21 protein-coding genes and 1 pseudogene are annotated in these 19,901 nt (G+C 68.3%); 1 reads left to right on the forward strand and 21 read right to left on the reverse strand.

The window, feature by feature from the left end; genetic code table 11:
* Positions 1–28 precede the first annotated feature (28 nt).
* From AX769_RS25320 to AX769_RS14645, 5 genes are all read right to left on the reverse strand, one after another.
* A complete protein-coding gene (locus AX769_RS25320; RefSeq protein WP_239451802.1) occupies positions 29–874 on the reverse strand; it encodes a GPI anchored serine-threonine rich family protein in 846 nt (281 codons plus the stop codon).
* The gene (locus AX769_RS25720) at positions 871–1,182 is read right to left on the reverse strand and encodes a protein kinase (RefSeq protein ID WP_255359400.1); all 312 of its coding nucleotides are present in this window, start codon (positions 1,180–1,182) and stop codon (positions 871–873) included. The genes AX769_RS25320 and AX769_RS25720 overlap by 4 nt, the downstream gene beginning before the upstream one ends.
* Positions 1,080–1,511 (reverse strand): protein kinase, encoded by a 432-nt coding sequence (locus AX769_RS25725; RefSeq protein ID WP_255359401.1) that lies wholly within the window; start codon positions 1,509–1,511, stop codon positions 1,080–1,082. The genes AX769_RS25720 and AX769_RS25725 overlap by 103 nt, the downstream gene beginning before the upstream one ends.
* A gap of 187 nt (positions 1,512–1,698) precedes the next feature.
* Positions 1,699–2,529, reverse strand: coding sequence for a PP2C family serine/threonine-protein phosphatase (locus AX769_RS14640; RefSeq protein ID WP_066280747.1), 831 nt, complete (start codon positions 2,527–2,529; stop codon positions 1,699–1,701).
* Positions 2,526–2,915: an FHA domain-containing protein gene (locus AX769_RS14645; protein WP_066280749.1), complete on the reverse strand. Its 390-nt coding sequence runs from the start codon at positions 2,913–2,915 to the stop codon at positions 2,526–2,528. Before AX769_RS14645 ends, AX769_RS14640 begins: the two co-directional genes overlap by 4 nt.
* 125 nt (positions 2,916–3,040) lie before the next feature.
* Between AX769_RS14645 and AX769_RS23155 the strand changes: the two genes are divergently transcribed.
* On the forward strand, positions 3,041–3,823 hold the full coding sequence (locus tag AX769_RS23155) for a methylated-DNA--[protein]-cysteine S-methyltransferase (RefSeq protein WP_157887646.1): 783 nt from the start codon (positions 3,041–3,043) through the stop codon (positions 3,821–3,823).
* On the opposite strand, the gene AX769_RS14650 is transcribed toward AX769_RS23155, so the two are convergent.
* From AX769_RS14650 to thrB, 16 genes and pseudogenes are all read right to left on the reverse strand, one after another.
* A complete protein-coding gene (locus tag AX769_RS14650) occupies positions 3,704–4,456 on the reverse strand; it encodes a YaaA family protein (protein WP_066280751.1) in 753 nt (250 codons plus the stop codon). The two genes, AX769_RS23155 and AX769_RS14650, sit on opposite strands and share 120 nt — an antisense overlap.
* A gap of 105 nt (positions 4,457–4,561) precedes the next feature.
* A complete protein-coding gene (locus tag AX769_RS14655; RefSeq protein ID WP_066280759.1) occupies positions 4,562–4,822 on the reverse strand; it encodes a F0F1 ATP synthase subunit epsilon in 261 nt (86 codons plus the stop codon).
* A 2-nt stretch (positions 4,823–4,824) separates the two neighbouring features.
* Positions 4,825–6,285, reverse strand: a complete 1,461-nt coding sequence (gene atpD, locus AX769_RS14660; protein ID WP_066280765.1) for a F0F1 ATP synthase subunit beta — start codon at positions 6,283–6,285, stop codon at positions 4,825–4,827.
* A 19-nt stretch (positions 6,286–6,304) separates the two neighbouring features.
* On the reverse strand, positions 6,305–7,210 hold the full coding sequence (locus AX769_RS14665; protein ID WP_066280769.1) for a F0F1 ATP synthase subunit gamma: 906 nt from the start codon (positions 7,208–7,210) through the stop codon (positions 6,305–6,307).
* 72 nt (positions 7,211–7,282) lie between these two features.
* Positions 7,283–8,920 (reverse strand): F0F1 ATP synthase subunit alpha, encoded by a 1,638-nt coding sequence (gene atpA / locus AX769_RS14670; protein ID WP_066280774.1) that lies wholly within the window; start codon positions 8,918–8,920, stop codon positions 7,283–7,285.
* 71 nt (positions 8,921–8,991) lie between these two features.
* Positions 8,992–9,786 (reverse strand): F0F1 ATP synthase subunit delta, encoded by a 795-nt coding sequence (locus tag AX769_RS14675; protein WP_066280776.1) that lies wholly within the window; start codon positions 9,784–9,786, stop codon positions 8,992–8,994.
* Between the two features lie 2 nt (positions 9,787–9,788).
* Positions 9,789–10,343 (reverse strand): F0F1 ATP synthase subunit B, encoded by a 555-nt coding sequence (locus AX769_RS14680; RefSeq protein ID WP_066280778.1) that lies wholly within the window; start codon positions 10,341–10,343, stop codon positions 9,789–9,791.
* A 9-nt stretch (positions 10,344–10,352) separates the two neighbouring features.
* Positions 10,353–10,589 (reverse strand): ATP synthase F0 subunit C, encoded by a 237-nt coding sequence (gene atpE / locus AX769_RS14685; protein ID WP_066280781.1) that lies wholly within the window; start codon positions 10,587–10,589, stop codon positions 10,353–10,355.
* A 48-nt stretch (positions 10,590–10,637) separates the two neighbouring features.
* Positions 10,638–11,438 (reverse strand): F0F1 ATP synthase subunit A, encoded by an 801-nt coding sequence (gene atpB / locus AX769_RS14690; RefSeq protein ID WP_369824104.1) that lies wholly within the window; start codon positions 11,436–11,438, stop codon positions 10,638–10,640.
* A gap of 269 nt (positions 11,439–11,707) precedes the next feature.
* Positions 11,708–12,184, reverse strand: coding sequence for a hypothetical protein (locus tag AX769_RS14695; RefSeq protein ID WP_066280784.1), 477 nt, complete (start codon positions 12,182–12,184; stop codon positions 11,708–11,710).
* Positions 12,181–13,566 carry an MraY family glycosyltransferase gene (locus tag AX769_RS14700; RefSeq protein WP_082763838.1) on the reverse strand — a complete coding sequence of 462 codons (1,386 nt, stop codon included), beginning with the start codon at positions 13,564–13,566 and terminating at the stop codon, positions 12,181–12,183. The genes AX769_RS14695 and AX769_RS14700 overlap by 4 nt, the downstream gene beginning before the upstream one ends.
* Before the next feature lie 25 nt (positions 13,567–13,591).
* Positions 13,592–14,269 (reverse strand): L-threonylcarbamoyladenylate synthase, encoded by a 678-nt coding sequence (locus AX769_RS14705; protein WP_066280787.1) that lies wholly within the window; start codon positions 14,267–14,269, stop codon positions 13,592–13,594.
* A 59-nt stretch (positions 14,270–14,328) separates the two neighbouring features.
* The gene (gene prmC, locus AX769_RS14710) at positions 14,329–15,207 is read right to left on the reverse strand and encodes a peptide chain release factor N(5)-glutamine methyltransferase (RefSeq protein WP_066280790.1); all 879 of its coding nucleotides are present in this window, start codon (positions 15,205–15,207) and stop codon (positions 14,329–14,331) included.
* Complete coding sequence (gene prfA, locus AX769_RS14715) at positions 15,207–16,286, reverse strand: peptide chain release factor 1 (protein WP_066280793.1); 1,080 nt, start codon at positions 16,284–16,286, stop codon at positions 15,207–15,209. The genes prmC and prfA overlap by 1 nt, the downstream gene beginning before the upstream one ends.
* Positions 16,287–16,288: 2 nt before the next feature.
* Complete coding sequence (rho, locus tag AX769_RS14720; RefSeq protein ID WP_066280795.1) at positions 16,289–18,700, reverse strand: transcription termination factor Rho; 2,412 nt, start codon at positions 18,698–18,700, stop codon at positions 16,289–16,291.
* A gap of 180 nt (positions 18,701–18,880) precedes the next feature.
* Positions 18,881–19,896: pseudogene (gene thrB, locus AX769_RS14725) on the reverse strand (homoserine kinase).
* Between the last annotated feature and the right edge of the window lie 5 nt (positions 19,897–19,901).

The raw sequence follows: 19,901 nt of genomic DNA on the forward strand, positions 1-19,901 counted from the left end.
TGCGACAGGAGCCAACGGACGAACCGGCTCACTCGCTGCCCTTCGCCGAGGCGCACTTCTCGGCGCTCTGGGGCCCGTTCTTGCCCGCTCGGTTGACCGTGACCGTGATGCAGACCTGCTGCCCGGGAGTGACCGGGGCCAGGAACGTGTTGGACTGCTGGGTGCTCTTGTTGTCGGTGCCGGACGTCACCACGTACGTGTCATCGGTCTGCAGCCCGGGATTCGCCCAGCTGAACTCGATCGACGAGCCTCTCGTGGTCGCCGAGATGTCGGAGACGCGGGGCAGGTCGGACGAACCCTGTCGGATGAGCACGAGGGCGGCGATGCCGCCGAGCACCAGCACGCAGACGCTGGCGGCGATGAGGAGCCAGGCGAGGTACTGCACGCGCCGCGGAGTGTGTGCCTCGGGGCGGGTGCCGGTGCTGCGCGGGATGGCGTTGCTCAGTGACGCAGCCCCTGCTGCCCCGCCACCCGTGCGCGCCGCACTGTTGCGCACGGCGACGTCGAGCCCGCCCGCGGCGCCGAAGCGCTCGACCGGGCGGCGGCGGCGCTGACGACCGCCGCTGCGAGCCACGGGCACGCCCTCCGAGCCACGCACGCGCGTTCGGTCTTCGAGGTCGGCGACCGTCGCGAGCGCCCAGTCGTCGACGGCCACCTCGAGCGGAGTCTGGGCCACGCCGAGTTCGGATTCGACCTGCTGGAGCTCGCGGACGAACTCGAGGACGCTGCCCTGGCGGTTGTCGGGGCGGTGCGACATCGCCTGGCGGAGGGCCGCCTCGAGGCTCGGCGGAACGTCGGTGCGGCCGATCGGCTGGATCTTGGCCTTCTCGATGCGCTGCATGAGGTCGCTGGAGGTGTTGGTGCCACCCATCACCTCGAACGGGCTGCGCCCGCGAGCAGCGAGTAGACGGTGGCGGCGAGCGACCAGACCTCGGAGGCGACGGTGCCGGGCGTGTCGTCGCGGAGCACCTCGGGCGCCGACCACGGAATCGAGAGCCCGACGACCTCGGCCGGTTCGCTCTCGCCGAGCGACGCGGCGATGCCGAAGTCGGACAGCACAGGGTGGCCGTAGGCCGTCGTCAGGATGTTGGAGGGCTTGATGTCACGGTGCAGCACGCCCTGGCGGTGGGCCGTCTCGATGGCGCTGCCGATCTTGACGGCGATCCGCAGGACATCGGCCACGGGATGCGCTCGCGACGGTACCGCTCGCTCAGCGACGACGAGCACAGCTCCATGACGAGGTAGGGCCGGCCGTCGGCCGACACGCTGGCCTGGTAGACCGTCAGGATCGACGGGTGGCCGCTCAGCTGCGCCATCAGGTTCGCCTCGGCCTGGAACATCTGGCGCACCTGGTCGTTCACGACCTCGCTCAGCATCACCTTGACTGCCACCTGGCGCCGCGGCATGTTCTGCTCGTAGAGGAAGACGTCGGCGAAGCCGCCCGACCCCAGCACGTGCATGTGCGAGAACCCGGGCAACACCGGGGGCTGCGACGGCAGGCGTCGTGCCATGTCGCCCCCTCAGAAGCTTGGATGAGAGCGCCGTGACAGCGCCCCGTCGAAATGCCGATCCGTGTCATTGTAAGCGGACACGCCTGTAGCCCGAGGGGGTCGGGGGCCTATCTGTGGACAACTCGAGGTCCCCCATTTCGGGGGCGTGGCGCGTCGGCCACTCTGCCGCCGTCGGGCCGTGGAGGGGTCAGCGGCGCGGCAGCTGGTCGGTCGGCAGGGTCGCCTCGATGTCGTCCCGGTCGCTCGACTCGCGCACGTCGACCACGACGGCCGTCACGTTGTCGCGGCCCCCGGCCGACACTGCCGCAGTGACCAGCGCCGTCGCCGCGGCCTGCGCCTCGGGGTTCGAGACGAGCACTGCGGCGATCGCCGTCGCGTGCAGCTCTTTCGTGAGGCCGTCCGAGCAGACCAGCAGACGAAGACCCGCTCGGGCCGGCACTCGCCAGTAGTCGGGGCTCGGCTCGGCGCCGAAGCCGATGGCCTTCGTGATCACGTTGCTGTCGGGGTGGTTCTCGGCGTCGTCGGGGTGCAGCATGCCGGCCTGCACCATCTCCTGCACCACCGAGTGGTCGACGGTGACCTGGCTGAGCTTGCCCGAGTCGAGCATGTAGACGCGTGAGTCGCCCACGTTGAAGATCGTGAAGTAGGGCGCGTCGCCGTCACGGGTCAGGATCGCACCGGTCACCGTGGTGCCCACGCCCAGTTCGGTGCCGACCGCTGCGATCTCGATGTCGTCGGTCGCGAGCCGCAGTGCCTCCTCCAGCGCGTCGGTGTCGAAGAATTCGTCCTCGGCCGCCTCGTCGAGCCGCCGCACGACGGCGTCCGACGCGACGTCCCCGGCGCTGTGGCCGCCCATGCCGTCGGCCACGACGAACAGCGGCGCCCGGGCGATGTAGCTGTCCTCGTTGTGAGCTCGGCGAAGGCCCACGTCGGTGGCCCCCGCCCAGTCGAGCACGACGGCGGAGGTGGCCGAGAGGTGGATGGTGTGCGCGGTCGTCGACCGGCCGATCTCTGTCACAGGGGTGATTCTTCCTGGGGAATGATGCGCGTAAGGGGCAGGATCTCGAGATGGTTCCCGTCACCTATGTCTACTATCGTGCCCGCGAGCACCACGATCGACTCGCCCTGCCGTAAAGCCACAGGAAGACGCCCCGGAATGGTCACGCGGGTGCCGTTGGTCGAGCGCAGGTCGGTCACGACCACCGCGCTGCCGTCCTGACGGATCTCGACGTGCGAGCCCGACACCTCTTTGTTGCGGGACGGTACCGCGACGAGGCGGGGCTCGGGCCCGGTGACGACCCGCGGGGCGGACGGGCGGCGACCGACGATGACCGGGGTGTCGAGCACGATCGCGGCGGCGCCGACGCCCACTCGGTGGTAGCGGCGCGGGGTCGACACGGTCATCGGCACACGCTACCAACTATCGGGGCTCCGTCCTGTCCTCCACAGGCGGGCAGGTCGCTGCATTCATCCACAGGATGCCGGATCGGTCGCGCGCGGCCCCGACCGCCGTGCCTAGTGTGCCCGCCATGACCATCCCCAGCCAGCACCTCACCCCCGCGTTCCCGTCCCCCTTCCCGTCCGACCTCTCCGCCGTCGTCGACACGGCGATCGTGACCCACGACTCACCCGTCGGCCTCCTCCGAATCCACACGCGGCACGGCTCGATCGTGCGCCTCGACATCGACGCCGACGACCCGGCCGCCGTCCGCCCGAACCTCCCCGAGGCGCCGAACCCGCTGCACGACGAGGCGAGGCGGCAGCTCGACGACTACTTCGCCGAGAGACGTCACTCGTTCGATCTGCCTCTCGGCCAGATCGGCACGGTCTTCCAAGCGGAGGTCTGGTCGGCTCTGACCGAGCTGCCGTTCGGGTCGGCGACGTCGTACGGCGAGCTGGCAGAGCTCACCGGTCGGCCGACCGGGGCACGCGCCGTCGGCGGGGCGATCCGCGCCAATCGCATCGCGCTGCTGGTGCCGTGCCACCGGGTGCTCGGCGTCGGGCGCCGCCTGACCGGCTACACCCCGGGGCGGGGCATCGAGACGAAGCGCTGGCTGCTCGAGCACGAGGGCATCGAGTTCACCCAGCCGGCGCCTCGCAAGACGTTCGACCGTGTCTCCCCTCTCGCTGCGTCCGAGCCGTCCGCGATGCTCGCGCTGCCTGCGATGGCGCCGGTCTTCGACGCCTGGGCCCTAGAGCCCGAGAACGCTTTCAGAGACGACGACGAGCCCGGATTCTTCCCGTTCGACGACCATCCCGCAGCCGCGCGCCCAGTCGACGAAGTCGCCGACGGAGGCCAGCTCCGGCCGTGACTCGACGAGGCGCGACACCAGGGTGCCCTTGGTCTTCTTGTTGAAGTGGTTGAGGGCGCGGCGACGCCCGTCGGCGTCCGACACGATGCGGGCGTAGGCGCTGCCGGGCGGAGCCGGGCCGAGGTCGACATAGGCCTCGCTGCGGAGGTCGACGACGGGAGCGCCCCGCAACACGAGAGCGCGCGCGACCGGTGCGGCCCACGTCTTCGCCAGCGACACCCCCGGCAGGCGCGAATCGTGCGAGAGGCGGTACGCGGGGATGGGGTCGAGGGCGCCCACGAGGCCGAAGAGCGCCGACTGGATCGCGACGTGCTCGCCGGCCCAGGCCGTCGCCTCCTGCGACAGAGCCGCCGCCCCGATCGGGTCGTAGACCACACCGGTGTATCGCTCGAGAGCAGGCAGTGTCTCGGATCCTCTCAGCGCGCGGTTGCGCTCGACCTCGAAGCGCAGGCGATCGCTGATCTTGAGCGCAACCAGAGACGCGTCGACGTCACGACTGAGACGGACGAGGGCGGCCACCACCGAACGGCGAGGCCGGTTCAGGGCCGGGAAGGACAGCACGTCGAAGTCGAGCGACGAGCCCTCGACTCCGCCATCGCGCTTCGTCTCGGACGGCGGCAGCAGGAAGAGCATGGGTTCACGGTCTCAGTTCGGGGGCGGGCGGACGGGCACACGAAACCGCCCGGTGCCTGCGAGTGCAAGCGCCGGGCGGTCGTGAGGCTGAGGAAGCGACTGCTGTCAGGAAACGAGCGAGGCATTCCGCGACACGATGGTGACCGTGTCGTTCTCGACCGACAGGAAGCCGTCTTCGGCGTTCGCCTCGACCGTGGCGCCATCGCTCAGACGAACGCGAACCTGGCCGGTCGCGAGGATCGCCAGCACCGGCTCGTGTCCGGGCAGGATGCCGATCTCGCCCTCGGTGGTGCGGGCAGTCACCTGCGCCGCCTCGCCCGACCAGACCTGCTGGTCGGCCGACACGACGTTGACATTGAGCGGCATGATCAGCCGTTCTCTTTCTGGATCTGAGCCCACTTCTCTTCGACGTCCGAGATGGAGCCGACATTGAAGAAGGCCTGCGTGGCGACGTGGTCGAACTCGCCGTCGGCGATCGCGGTGAACGACTCGATCGTGTCTTTCAGCGGCACGGTCGAGCCCTCGACACCGGTGAACTTCTTCGCCATGTAGGTGTTCTGCGAGAGGAACTGCTGGATGCGACGAGCGCGGGCGACGGTGATCTTGTCTTCTTCGGAGAGCTCGTCGACACCGAGGATCGCGATGATCTCCTGCAGCTCTTTGTTCTTCTGAAGGATCGCCTTGACGCGGATCGCCGTGTTGTAGTGGTCCTCGCCCAGGTAGCGAGGGTCGAGTATGCGGCTGGTCGAGGTCAGCGGGTCGACTGCCGGATAAAGACCCTGCGACGCGATTTCGCGCGACAGCTCGGTCGTCGCATCGAGGTGCGCGAACGTCGTGGCCGGCGCCGGGTCGGTGTAGTCGTCGGCGGGAACATAGATCGCCTGGAGCGACGTGATCGAGTGACCGCGCGTCGACGTGATGCGCTCTTGCAGCTGGCCCATCTCGTCGGCGAGGTTCGGCTGGTAGCCCACCGCGGACGGCATGCGGCCGAGCAGAGTCGATACCTCGGAGCCCGCCTGCGTGAAGCGGAAGATATTGTCGATGAAGAGCAGCACGTCCTGGCGCTGGACGTCGCGGAAGTACTCGGCCATGGTGAGGGCCGAGAGGGCGACGCGGAGACGGGTTCCCGGCGGCTCGTCCATCTGGCCGAAGACGAGGGCGGTCTTGTCGAAGACGCCCGCCTCTTCCATCTCCATGATGAGGTCGTTGCCCTCTCGGGTGCGCTCACCGACACCGGCGAACACCGACACACCGCCATGGTCCTGCGCGACGCGCTGGATCATCTCCTGGATGAGGACGGTCTTGCCGACGCCTGCACCGCCGAACAGGCCGATCTTGCCGCCCTGCACGTACGGGGTGAGGAGGTCGATGACCTTGATGCCGGTCTCGAACAGCTCGGTCTTCGACTCGAGCTGGTCGAAGGGCGGCGGGTCGCGGTGGATCGGCCAGCGCTCGGTGATCTCGACGGTCTCACCGGGCTCGAGGTTGAGGATGTCGCCCGTGACGTTGAAGACCTTGCCCTTCGTGACGTCGCCGACGGGCACAGAGATGGGGGCGCCCGTGTCGGTGACCTCCTGGCCGCGCACGAGACCGTCGGTCGGCTTGAGGGCGATCGCGCGGACGAGGTCGTCGCCCAGGTGCTGGGCGACCTCGAGCACGAGCTCGACGGTCTGGTCGCCGATGGCGATCGTCGTCTTCAGGGCGTTGTACACGCCCGGGATAGCGTCGTGCGGGAACTCGATGTCGACGACGGGGCCCGTGACCCGGGCGATACGCCCGACTCCGGGGGTCGCCTCTGCCGCGACTGGCGCGGTGGCGGTGTCAGTCATGGGATTCTCTCTCTTCCGGTTACTTCTTCTTGGTCGAGCTCAGGGCGTCTGCGCCGCCCACGATCTCGGAAATCTGCTGTGTGATCTCGCTCTGACGCGCGTTGTTGGCCAGGCGCGTGTAGTCGCGGATCAGAGTGTCGGCGTTGTCGCTGGCCGACTTCATCGCCTTCTGACGGGCCGCGTGCTCTGAGGCCGCCGACTGGAGCATTGCGTTGAACAGGCGGCTCTCGATGTAGACGGGCAGGAGTGCGTCGAGCACGTCTTCAGCCTCGGGCTCGAACTCGTAGAGCGGCAGGATCGCGTCGTCCTCCGGCTCGTCGATGCCCTCGACGACCTCGAGAGGCAACAGTCGCACGACCTCGGGCGTCTGCGTCACCATGCTCACGAAGCGGTTGTAGACGACGTGGATCTCGTCGACGCCGCCCTCGCTCGAATCGGTGAGGAACTTGGAGACGACGGCGTCGCCGATCTCCTTGGCCGTGTCGAACTCAGGCTGGTCGGTGTTGCCGGTCCAGGTCTGCTCGGAGTCTCGCTGACGGAAGGCGAAGTAGCTTGCGGCCTTGCGACCGACGAGGTAGTAGACGACGTCTTTGCCCTGGTTGCGAAGCAGCGTGGCGAGCTCTTCGCCGGCCTTCAGGACATTCGACGAGAAGGCCCCGTTCAGGCCTCGGTCGGACGTGAAGAGGACGATCGCGGCGCGATCGATCGACTCGGGCTCGGTCGTCAGCACGTGGTCGACGTTCGAGAACGTCGCCACCGCCGAGACCGCACGCGTCACGGCGCGCGAGTAGGGGCCCGAGGCGGCCATCCGGGCCTGCGCCTTCTGAATGCGCGAGGCCGAGATGAGCTCCATCGCCCGCGTGACCTTCTTGGTCGTCTGGGCAGAGCGAATGCGCTGTCGGTAGACCCGAAGTTGCGCTCCCATGTGTCTCCTGTTGGTGTCGGTGAGGTGGTGATCGTCAGAAGGGGGCCGACGCGGAGGCCGGCCCCGGTTCGGCTAGCGAGCCGACTTGACGATCTTCTCCTGGTTGACGTCGTCGGTGTTCGTCGCTGTGAACTCTTCGCGGCCGACCGAGGCGAGCGGCTTGCCCTCGCCGGTCTGGAACTCCTTCTTGAAGTCGTCGACGCCCTTCTCGAGGTCGGCGACGATGTCGTCCGAGAGCACATTCGTCGACGCCAGCTTGGTCAGCACGTCGCCCGTGCGGCCGAGGTAATCATGGAACTCGGCCTCGAAGCGCAGGATGTCGGGCACCGGCACCTCGTCGAGCTTGCCGTTGGTGCCCGCCCAGATCGAGACGACCTGCTTCTCGACGGGGAAGGGCGAGTACTGCGGCTGCTTGAGCAGCTCGGTGAGGCGAGCGCCTCGGGCGAGCTGACGGCGCGACGCCTGGTCGAGGTCGGACGCGAACATCGCGAACGCCTCGAGCGACCGGTACTGGGCCAGCTCGAGCTTGAGCGTGCCGGAGACCTTCTTGATCGACTTGACCTGGGCGTCGCCGCCGACTCGCGAGACCGAGATGCCCACGTCGACCGCAGGGCGCTGGTTCGCGTTGAACAGGTCGGACTGCAGGAAGATCTGGCCGTCCGTGATCGAGATCACGTTGGTCGGGATGTAGGCCGAGACGTCGTTGGCCTTGGTCTCGATGATGGGCAGGCCTGTCATCGAGCCGGCGCCCAGCTCGTCGGACAGCTTCGCGCAGCGCTCGAGCAGACGCGAGTGCAGGTAGAAGACGTCGCCGGGGTACGCCTCGCGTCCCGGCGGACGACGCAGCAGCAGCGACACGGCGCGGTACGCCTCGGCCTGCTTGGACAGATCGTCGAAGACGATGAGCACGTGCTTGCCCGAGTACATCCAGTGCTGGCCGATGGCCGAGCCGGTGTAGGGCGCGAGGTACTTGAAGCCGGCCGGGTCGGAGGCGGGCGAAGCGACGATGGTGGTGTACTCCATCGCGCCGGCGTCTTCGAGCGCGCCCCGGACGGAGGCGATCGTCGAGCCCTTCTGGCCGATGGCGACGTAGATGCAGCGGACCTGTTTGTTCTCGTCGCCCGACTCCCAGTTGGCCTTCTGGTTGATGATCGTGTCGATGGCGATGGCCGTCTTGCCGGTCTGGCGGTCGCCGATGATCAGCTGACGCTGGCCACGGCCGATCGGGATCATGGCGTCGATCGCCTTGATGCCGGTCTGCATGGGCTCGTGCACCGACTTGCGCTGCATGACGCCCGGAGCCTGGAGCTCGAGGGCACGACGACCCTCGGCCTCGATCTCGCCGAGGCCGTCGATCGGGTTGCCCAGCGGGTCGACGACGCGGCCGAGATAGTTGTCGCCCACGGGCACGGAGAGGACCTCACCGGTGCGAGTGACCTCGAGGCCCTCGTCGATGCCGGAGAACTCGCCCAGCACGATGACGCCGATCTCGTCCTCGTCGAGGTTCTGGGCGAGGCCCAGGACGCCGTTCGAGAAGCGGATGAGCTCGTTCGCCATGACGCCGGGGAGACCCTCGACGTGGGCGATACCGTCGGCGGCGTCGATGACGTGGCCGACCTCGGTGGTGGAGGTCTGCGAGGGCTCGTACGCCGACACGAAGTCTTTGAGGGCGTCGCGAATCTCGTCAGGACTGATCTTGATGTCTGACATCGTGATTCCTTGTCGTAACTGGAAGTGCTGCGTGAAGGGCTTACAGGCCCCGTGGCTGGTGGTCGGCCTGCTCAGCCCGCGAGCTGAAGGCGGAGGTCGGCGAGTCTTGTCGACACGCTACCGTCGATGACCTCGTCGCCGACCTGCACTCGGAGACCTCCGAGGATCGCAGGGTCGATGACCTGGTTGACGGTGAGGCTGCGGCCGAACTGCTTGGCGAGCGATCGCTCGAGGCGAGTGATCTGCGCGGGTGCGATGGGCGCCGCGGTCGTGACGATCGCCACGAGCCCGTTCGCCTGGTCGGCCACGATGGCGGCCGCATTGCGCAACAGCTCGCCGATGCGACGGCCGCGAGGCTGCTGTACCAGCTGCGAGATGATCGAGATCGTCGCCTGCGACGCCTTGCCGTCGAGCAGACGACCCACGAGCGCCGACTTCGCCGGGCCGTCGCTGAGCTTGGTGCCCACCGCCAGCTCGAGGTTGGCGTCGGACGACACGACCTCGCCGAACGAGAACAGCTCACCCTCGATCGAGACACCGGGTGCCGCCGACAGCGCGATCGCGCGGATGCCGATCTCCTCGACACCGGCCAGAAGGTCGGTGTGAGACGACCAGCGGGTGCCGACGATCGTGGTCAGCAGCGCGCGAGTCGACTCGTTGAACGCGTGGAACACACGATCGATGAACGCCTTCTTGCCGGTGACGTCTTCGGCCGGGTCGGCCAGGTAGGCCAGCAGCTTCGACGACGAGCCGATGATCCGGCCGGCGTCGAGCAGTTGCTCGCCCGTGGCCAGGTCGACAGCGCCGCCGAGGTCGGACAGCACATCGCGTGCGCCGGCCAGGGCCTCTCTGGTCATCGAACCCATGGCTAGTTGCCTGCCTTCGACTGTTCGTCGGCCTCGAGCTCGGACAGGAAGCGGTCGACGATGGCCGAGGCCTTCTTGTCGTCGGTGAGGCTCTCGCCGATCACGCCGCTGGCCAGGTCGATCGCCAGCGAGCCGACCTCGCTGCGCAGCGAGACGAGAGCACTCTGGCGCTCGGCCTCGATCTGCGACTGCGCGTTGGCCGTGATGCGATCCGCGTCGGCCTGAGCCTGAGCGGTGACCTCTTTGCCGATGCGGGTGGCGTCGGTGCGGGCCTGCTCACGGATCTTGGCGGCCTCAGCGCGGGCGTCGGCGAGCTGCTTGTTGTACTCGTCGAGCGCTGCGGCGGCCTCAGCCTGAGCGTTCTCGGCCTTCTTGATGCCGCCCTCGATGACGTCGGCGCGCTCGTCGAGCATCTTCTGCATGCGCGGGATCGCGACGACGATGACGACGACGAGGATGACGACGAAGCAGAGGCCACCCCAGATGAGGTCGGGGGTCTCGGGAATGAGCGGGTTCTGATCACCCGCCGCCACCACCAGGGAGTGTGCGCTAGACATGCGTCAGCCTTACTTCGTGAAGATGAAGTACGTCGCGATGCCGATGAACGCCAGCGCCTCGGTGAAGGCGATGCCGATGTACATCAGAACCGTGAGACGGCCCTGCAGCTCGGGCTGGCGAGCGACGGACTCGATGGTCTTGCCGACAACGATGCCCACGCCGATGGCCGGGCCGATCGCCGCGAGGCCGTAACCGACCGTCGCGATGTTTCCGTTGATAGCAGCGAGAACGGTTGTTGCGTCCACGTGTGTTTCCTTCCGTGATGGCGGATCGGGCGGATGCCCGGGCCGTTGTTAGTGTTCGTCGTTCAGCGCGAGCTGAACGTAAACAGCGGTGAGCAGTGAGAAGACGTACGCCTGCAGGAAGCCGACGAACATCTCGAACAGGGTGAAGACGAAGCCGAAGGCGAGCGTCCCGATGCCGAAGAGAGCGAAGAGGTTGTGCGACTCGAAGAAGAAGAACGAAGTCGCGCCGAAGAACAGCACCAGCAGGAGGTGGCCGACGATCATGTTCATCAGCAGTCGCAGCGTCAGCGTGATCGGTCGCAGCACGAAGGTCGAGACGAACTCGATCGGCGTCACGATGATGTAGAGCGGCCACGGCACACCCGGGGGCACGAGGGCGTTCCTGAAGAACTTGCCCGGGTGCTTCTTGACGCCGGCGTAGATGAAGGCCACGTAGGCCACGATCGCGAGGATCGCGGGAACACCGATCAGTGAGGTGCCGGCGATGTTGATTCCGCCGATCACACCCGTGAGGTTGAAGAACAGCACCATGAAGAACACGGTGGTGAGCAGCGGCAGGAAGCGGCGACCGTCCTTCTTGCCGAGGATGTCGTTGGCGACGCTGCTCCGCACGAAGCCGAGCCCGAGCTCGACGACGCTCTGGAAGCGGCCGGGCACGAGCTTCATCTTGCGGGTGCCGAGGACGAAGATCAGCACGAGGATGATCGTCGCGAAGAATCGGGCGAGCATGATGCGGTTGATCTCGAAGGGCGTGCCGACGAACAGGAGACCCTGAGGGAAGAACTCAGTGATCGATGGGCCTTGGAAGCCCCCGCTGCTATCGCTCGCGGCGGCGAGAGGATGCAACAGGGTGATGGCGTTAGCTAACAGCGCTATCTCCTGATTCGGGACGCGGACACTCGATGTCGGGCACGGTTCAGCTTCGCGACCGATGTCGATCTTGGAACGACACCTGTTGCTCAACACCCCGCGCACGACACCGCGAGACGCGGCGATGATCTATGGGGAAGCGACCCTTCGGCAGTAAACAGGCCGGGGACACGAACAAATACAGCCTATCAACAGAATCGCCTGAGTCGAACCAAACGGGGGCCGGATCGCGCGATTTCTGGTTCGAATCAATGGGTTTGGGAGCCCCTTTCGTCGCCCGGAAGGGCGATGTCGCTGACGTAGGGCATGCGAGAACGCGTGACGACGACGACGTCGACCACGAGGCTGCCCACGACACCGACCACGATGCTCACGAACATCACCAGGGTATTCACCCACGTCGCATCCTTCAAGAGGATCACGATGACCAGGAAGATGATGAACTTGAGCAACCAGCCACCGAGCACGATGCCGAAGAACGCCCCGCTGATGAGCGTTCCGCCCGAGACACGGAGGGCGAGCAGGATGCTCACAGCGGTGAGCCCGGTGAAGACGAGGGCGAGAGCCGTGCCGATGAGGGCGCCGACGACACCCGTGGTGCCGACGGTCAGACCCCCGACGATGCAGCCGACCACCGCGATGCCGAGTGCGAGCAGGCTGCCGAGCCGCAGGATCCTGGTGTAGATGCGGTTGTTGGCCGGGTTCATCGTTGCGGGGGTGCTCATAGTGATCTCTCGGAGTCGTGGGCCGGCGAGGGCTTTGCGGAGGCCGCACCGGTCGATTTCGACGGCGAAGTGGCGGGGAGGGCAGCAGGCAGGCTCGGAGCGGGGCCGGTCTGCCCGCGGCGGGCCGTGACCACACTCCGCTCGTCGTCGACGCTCGGCTTGGGCGCGGTGGCTGCGCGCCGGCCGCGCAGGTCGAGCGGGTCGAAGCGCTCGACGCTCGCGATGACGTCGTCGGCGACGGAGGTGGTCGCGACGTTCTGCGCGGCGATCTCGACGCGTTTGCGGCGGCTGAGGGGCGCGAGAGTGAGGGCGGCGCAGACCACGAGGCCCACGGCGAGGAAGACGAGCACCCAGCGCGCAGGGATGAAGACGAACAGCAGGCAGCCGATCGAGACGACGGCTGTCCAGCCGTAGAAGATCAGGACCGCGTGGAAGTGCGAGTGGCCCATGTCGAGCAGGCGGTGGTGCAGGTGCTTCCGGTCGGCGCTGAACGGCGACTTGCCCGCGCTGACCCGGCGCAGCACTGCGAGCCCGAAGTCGAGAAGCGGCACGATCAGGATCGCGAAGGGCAACAGGATCGGGATGAACGCGGGCAGCAGGGTCGAGCGGTCGGTCGAGGCGGGGTCGATGTTGCCCGTCACCGAGATGGCACTCGTGGCCATGAGCATGCCGGTGAGCAGTGCGCCCGCGTCGCCCATGAACAGGCGAGCCGGGTGCCAGTTGAGCGGCAGGAAACCGAGGCACGCGCCGATCAACACCGCGGTGATGAGGGCGGCGAGGTTGAAGTAGCCGTACTCGCTGCTGTTCGAGAGCACGAAGCTGTAGATGAAGAAGACGCCGTTGGCGATGATCGTGACACCGGCGACCAGCCCGTCGAGACCGTCGATGAAGTTGACGGCGTTCATCACGAGCACGATTGCGAGCACCGTCAGGATCAGCGACATGTAGCTCGAGCCGATGGTGAGTCCGCCGATCGGCAGCGACACGAGCTGCACGCCCTGCCAGGCGAGAAGGCCGGCGGCGAGGATCTGGCCGGCCAGCTTGGTCATCCAGTCGAGATCCCAGAGGTCGTCGATGACCCCGATCAGGACGATGATTCCGGCGGCCGCGAGGATCGCGATCACGTGGCCCGGCTGCTCGAACACCAGCCGGAAGTAGTCGACGTGGGCGATCAGCGGGAAGACGAGCCACGCGGAGAGCAGGGCGACGACGACGCCCGCGAACATGGCGATGCCACCAAGTCGGGGCGTGGGGTTGGTGTGGACGTCGCGCGCCCGGATCTTGGGGGCGAGCCGGTACTTCGTGCCGAGTCGCCAGGCGAGCACGGACAGCGCGAAGCTGACGACGGCCGAGATGGCGGCGGCCAGCAGGTAGTACCTCACGGAGAGACCTCAAGTGAGCCGGCTGTCATACGACCACGTCGCTTCCGGCCACCCGTCGGATGTCGTCGTCCGAGATGACCCCGTGGCGCACGATCCGCAGCACTCCCTCGTCGGCTGCCGTGGCGTCGATGATGGTCGAACCGGAGTTCGCGCCGGGGCGCCTCTCGTAGCCGAGACCCGCCTGGCCGCCGTCGAGGTAGACCTCGACCGACTCCCCCAGCATCTGGGCGGCCTCGGCCGCCGTCAGAGCCGCCGGCTTGCCCGTGAGGTTGGCGCTGGAGACGGCGAGCGGCCCGGTCTCTTCGAGCAGCTCGAGCACGAGCCGGTTGCTCGGCTGGCGAAGGGCGACGGTGCCGCGGGTCTCACCCAGATCCCACGCGAGCGACGCCTGTGCTCGCAGGATCACGGTCAGGCCGCCCGGCCAGAACTCGTCGAGCAGCGGCTGGATCAGGTCGGGAACCGACTCGGTCAGGGCCGCGAGGGTCTCGGGGCCCTTGACGAGCACTGGCGGCGGCGACTGGCGTGTGCGCCCCTTGGCGTCGAGGAGGCGCTGCACGGCCGCGGAGTCGAACGCGTCGGCCGCGAGGCCGTAGACGGTGTCGGTCGGGAGCACGACGAGTTCGCCGCGAGAGATCGCTTGGCGGGCGAGGCGCATCCCGGTGAGGAGGTCGGCGTCGACGGTGCAGTCGTAGATGGTAGGCATGACCTGCGCAATTGTAGTGGGCGGGGGCGTGGCCACTTCTGAGGGCTCGCCCAGGGCTGTCACCGGAGGGCGGTGGTGGTGCGATCCCGCCGGGTGAGGTCGGGGTGCGTGGCGGTGGCGCGCCAGCCGTCGGCGTCCAGCAGCGCCCGGATACGCGAGCCCTGCTCTTCGCCGTGCTCGATGACCAGGGTGCCGCCGGGCACGAGCAGCCGGAGGGCGCGCTGCGAGAGGCTGCGGATCACGTCGAAGCCGTCTGCGCCCCCGTAGAGCGCGAGGGCAGGATCGAACAGGCGCACCTCGGCGTCGCGCGGCACCATGCCGTCGGGGATGTACGGCGGGTTCGACACCACGACCGCGACCCTCCCGTCGAGTTCGGGGAATGCCTCGGCCAGGTCGCCGACGAAGAGCTCGACGTGGGCGCCGGTGGACTGGATGTTGCGGCGCGTCCAGACGGCGGCTTCGGGCGACAGCTCGACCGCGTAGACCGTGGCACGGGGCACCTCGGTGGCGATCGCGAGGGCGAGCGCGCCGCTGCCGGTGCCGAGGTCGATGGCGATCGGGTTCTCTTCGGCGCGGGTCGACACCGCGTCGATGGCGATCTGCGCGACACCCTCGGTCTCGGGCCGCGGCACGAACACGCCGGGGCCGACGTGCAGCTCGAGCGCTCGGAAGGGCGCGAGGCCGGTGAGGTGCTGAAGGGGCTCGCGATGGGCGCGTCGATCGAGCAGGGCGGCGAAGTGCGCGGCGTCGTCGCCCGAGACCGTGCCGCCGACGAGCGCCTGGACCGCGACCTCGCCGCGGCCGAGGCCGAGCACGTGCGCAAGCAGCAGCTCGGCGTCGACGGCGGGCGAAGGGATACCGGCCTGCGTCAGGATCCTGCGCCCCTCGGCGAGGAGGGAGGAGACCGAGACCGGGCCGTCGGTCGCGGGCGGAGTCACTAGCCCTGGTCGCCGATGTCGGCCAGCTGCGCCTCTTCGTCGGCGAGGATGCACGACTGGACGACCGGCTCGAGAGCGCCGTCCATCACGGCGTCGAGGTTGTACGCCTTGTAGCCCGTGCGGTGGTCGGCGATCCGGTTTTCGGGGAAGTTGTACGTGCGGATGCGCTCGGACCGGTCCATGCCCCGGATCTGGCTCTTGCGCGCGTCCGACGCGACCGCAGCCTGCTCTTCGGCCTGGCGGGCGAGGATGCGGGCACGAAGCACGCGCATGCCGGCCTCGCGGTTCTGCAGCTGCGACTTCTCGTTCTGCATGGCCACGACGATGCCGGTCGGAAGGTGCGTGATGCGCACCGCCGAGTCGGTCGTGTTGACCGACTGGCCGCCGGGGCCCGACGAGCGGTAGACGTCGATCTTGAGGTCGTTCTGGTTGATCTCGACCTCTTCGGGCTCGTCGACCTCGGGGAAGACGAGCACGCCGGTCGTCGAGGTGTGGATGCGCCCCTGCGACTCGGTCGCCGGCACCCGCTGCACGCGGTGCACGCCGCCCTCGTACTTGAGGTGCGCCCAGACGCCCTGAGCCGGATCGTTCGACGACGACTTGATCGCCACCTGGACGTTCTTGTAGCCGCCCAGATCGGACTCGTCGCGTTCGAGCAGCTCGGTCTTCCAGCCCTTCGACTCGGCGTAGTGCGTGTACATGCGCAGGAGGTCGGCTGCGAAGAGCGCGCTCTCGGCGCCGCCCTCGCCGCCCTTGATCTCCATGATCACATCACGGCCGTCGTCAGGATCACGAGGGATCAGGAGGCGACGCAGCTTCTCTTCGCTCGCCGCCAGAGACTCCTCGAGAGCCGGGACCTCGGCGGCGAACGCCTCGTCCTCGCCCGCGAGCTCGCGGGCGGCCTCGAGATCGGAGGCGCCCTGCGTCCACGCCGAGTGCGCAGCCACGATTCGACTGAGCTCGGCGTACCGGCGGTTGATCTTCTTGGCTCGGGCCGCATCCGCGTGAACGGCAGGGTCAGAGAGCTGAACCTGCAGATCGTCGTGCTCGGCCAGCAGCACTGCCACTGACTCGAACACGATTACTCCTGGTGGCCGTTGGCGGCCGGAACCGACTTCTGCACCTGCACCAGGAACTCGACGTTCGACTGCGTCTCTTTGAGGTTGCGCAGCACGATCTCGAGCGCCTGCTGCTGGTCGAGACCCGCGAGGGCACGGCGGAGGCGCCAGGTGATCTTGACCTCGTCAGGGCTGAGCAGCATCTCTTCGCGACGCGTGCCCGAGGCGTTGACGTCGACGGCGGGGAAGATGCGCTTGTCGGCCAGGTGGCGCGAGAGGCGCAACTCCATGTTGCCGGTGCCCTTGAACTCCTCGAAGATCACTTCGTCCATCTTCGAGCCGGTCTCGACGAGGGCTGTGGCCAGGATCGTGAGCGAGCCGCCGTTCTCGATGTTGCGAGCGGCGCCGAAGAAGCGCTTCGGCGGGTAGAGCACCGACGAGTCGACACCACCCGAGAGCACACGGCCGGACGCCGGGGTCGAGAGGTTGTAGGCGCGGCCGAGACGGGTGATGGAGTCGAGCAGCACGACGACGTCGTGGCCCAGCTCGACGAGGCGCTTGGCGCGCTCGATGGCGAGCTCGGCGACCGTGGTGTGGTCTTCGGCAGGGCGGTCGAAGGTCGAGGCGATGACCTCGCCCTTCACCGTGCGCTGCATGTCGGTGACTTCTTCGGGGCGCTCGTCGACCAGGACGACCATGAGGTGGACCTCGGGGTTGTTCTGGGCGATTGCGTTGGCGATGGCCTGCAGCACCAGCGTCTTGCCGGCCTTCGGCGGCGACACGATCAGGCCGCGCTGGCCCTTGCCGATCGGCGACACGAGGTCGATGATGCGGGTCGAGAGCTTCGACTGCTCGGTCTCGAGGCGCAGGCGCTCCTGCGGGTAGAGCGGCGTGAGCTTGGAGAACTCGACGCGCTTGGCGGCGTCGTCGATGGTCTGGCCGTTGATCGAGTCGATCTTGACGATCGCGTTGTACTTCTGACGACCCTGCTGGTTGTCGCCCTCGCGCGGCTGGCGGATGGCGCCGACGATCGCGTCGCCCTTGCGGAGGTGGTACTTCTTGACCTGACCGAGCGAGACGTAGACGTCGCTGGCGCCGGGCAGGTAGCCGGTGGTGCGGACGAAGGCGTAGTTGTCGAGCACGTCGAGGATGCCGGCGACCGGGATCAGCACGTCGTCTTCGGTGATCTCGGGCTCGAAGTCGTCGTTCTGGTTCGAGCGGCCGCGCTTGCGGTCGCGCTGACGGTTTCGGCCCGAACGGCTGTCGTTATCGCCGCTCTGCTGCGCGGCGGCCTGGTCTTTCTGAGCCTGGTTGCCCTGCTGAGCCTGCTGGCGGCGGTCGTCGCCGGCATCGCTGTCCTGCTGGCTGTTCTGCTGGGCGTTGTTCTGCTGTGCGGCCTGCTGGTTGCCTTGCTGACCGCCGTTCTGCTGGTTGCCGCCCTGCTGGTTGCTGCCGTTCTGCTGGTTGCTGCCGTTCTGCTGGTTGCCGCCCTGCTGGTTGCCGCCCTGCTGGTTGCCGTTCTGGCGGTCGCCCCGGTTGCGGTTGCGGTTGCGACGGCTGCCGCCCTGCTGCTGGCCCTGGTCCGCGCCTTTGTCGGAGTTCTGCGCGGCGGCTTCGGTCTCTGTCGCGGCATTGGTGGCGCCCTCGGCGTCGCCCGACTCGACACGCTGCGTGGCAGCCTCGGCGGCGGCCTCGGCCTCGCGCTGCTCGCGGAGGCGAGACTGCTCGGCGCGGGTGCGGTCGGCGCGCGACTGCCGCGGCGGCAGATCGAGAGTGATCTCGGGCTTTGCCTCGGCAGCGGTCGTGTCTTCGGCCGCGGCCTCGGTCGCCTTCGCTGCGGTGGCGTCGGTCGCACGGCGCGAGCCGCGGCGACGGCGGCCACCCTCGGCGGGAGCCGAAGCGGTCTCGGCGGTGGGCGCGGTGGCCTTGGTCGACACGACGGCTGCGTCACTGTCGGCCGCGATGGCCTCGGCCGAGGCGGGCACTGCTGTCTCGGCAGGAAGCTCGATCAGCGGGGCGACGCCGGAGTCACCCTGGTTGGCGTGGCCGGACGCGGACACCGGTGCGGTTGCACCGGCGCTGCTCGCGCGGCGCGGGGCGCGCTTCGCGCGGGTCGGCGCGGCGGCGGCCGGAGCCTCGGCAGCGGCGGCCTCGGCAGCAGGCGCCTCGACGGTGCGGGGCGCGGCGGCCGGCTCGTCGAGCGTGGGCTGCGCGGCGGCAGCGGCCTCGTCGGAGGCAGCGCCATCGGCGACGGCCTTGACGATCGCGGGCACCTCGACGCCGGGCACGCCCTGCGCTGCGGCGATGGCCGCGACGAGGTCGCCCTTGCGCAGCTTGGAGATGCCGCTGATGCCGAGAGTCGAGGCGATGGCCTGGAGTTCGGGAAGCCGCTTCGCCGTGAGGGAGGCGACGGACTCGGTGATGTTGTCGGTCAAGAGATGGGTTCCTTTCGCTCCCCCGCGCGGATCGGCGGGGGTGAGCCGGTCGTGCCTTGGGCAACGACCACGCGCAGGCTTACATCTCTCTGGGGATTGTGCGGTTGCACATCGAAGGGAGAAGGTGCGCGCTGGGGTGAGTACAGGAGAAACGTGCAACCCGGGCTTCACGGCACATGCTCAGAGAGCAGACGACGCGGTTTCTACCGGGTGCGGCACCACTGTAGCACCCTTGAGATCGACGGCCAGCATCAGCGGGCGCCAGTCGCCGACGGAGTGCTCGGCGATCAGATCGGCGGCGAAGAGACGCTGCGCCGGGTCGCTTCCGAGCACCAGGATCGAGGGGCCGGCTCCCGACACGACCGCGGCGAGACCCGCGTCGCGCAGCATGCGGATCAGCGCGTCGGTCTCGGGCATCGCACTCGCCCGATAGCTCTGGTGCAGGCGGTCTTCGGTCGCGGCGAGCAGCAGCTCGGGGCTCTGGATGAGCGCGGCGACGAGCAGGGCCGATCGGGAGACGTTGAACGTGGCATCCTCGTGCGGCACGGACGCGGGCTGGAGCGAACGGGCCAGTTTCGTCGAGAGGGTCGACTCGGGCACGAACAGAACGGGAGACACGCCGCGGTGCACCAGGAGGCGCTTGTAGGAAGGGCCGTCGGAGGTGGTCCAGGCGATGGTGAGACCGCCGAAGAGGGCCGGTGCGACGTTGTCGGGGTGCCCCTCGAGGTCGGTCGCCAGGCCGAGCAGTTGACGGGCGGAGACATCGACGACGCCCTCGAGCAGCCCCTTTGCCGCCATGATGCCCGACACGATCGCCGCGGCCGACGACCCCAGGCCGCGACCATGCGGGATTTGATTGTGCGCCTCGAGCACGAGACCCGGCAGGGGCTGGCCCAGCTTCGCGAACGCGTGCGCGATGGCGACGGCGACCAGGTTGGTCTCGTCAATCGGCACCTCGCCGGCACCGACCCGGTGACGTTCACGACGACGCCGGGCTCTCGGCGCGCGGTCACCGTCAGCTCGTCGTAGAACGCCAGTGCCAGGCCGAGCGTGTCGAATCCCGGGCCCAGGTTCGCCGACGTCGCGGGGACCCGCACGAGCACACTGCGGCCCGTGAGGTCGACGAAGCGGCTGCGAACGGAGGCTCCCGTCGCGCCGCCGGCAGTCGACGGCGCAGGAGATGCCCCCTCGGGCATGTCAC

This window comes from Frondihabitans sp. PAMC 28766 (genome assembly GCF_001577365.1).
Lineage (GTDB): Bacteria > Actinomycetota > Actinomycetes > Actinomycetales > Microbacteriaceae > Frondihabitans.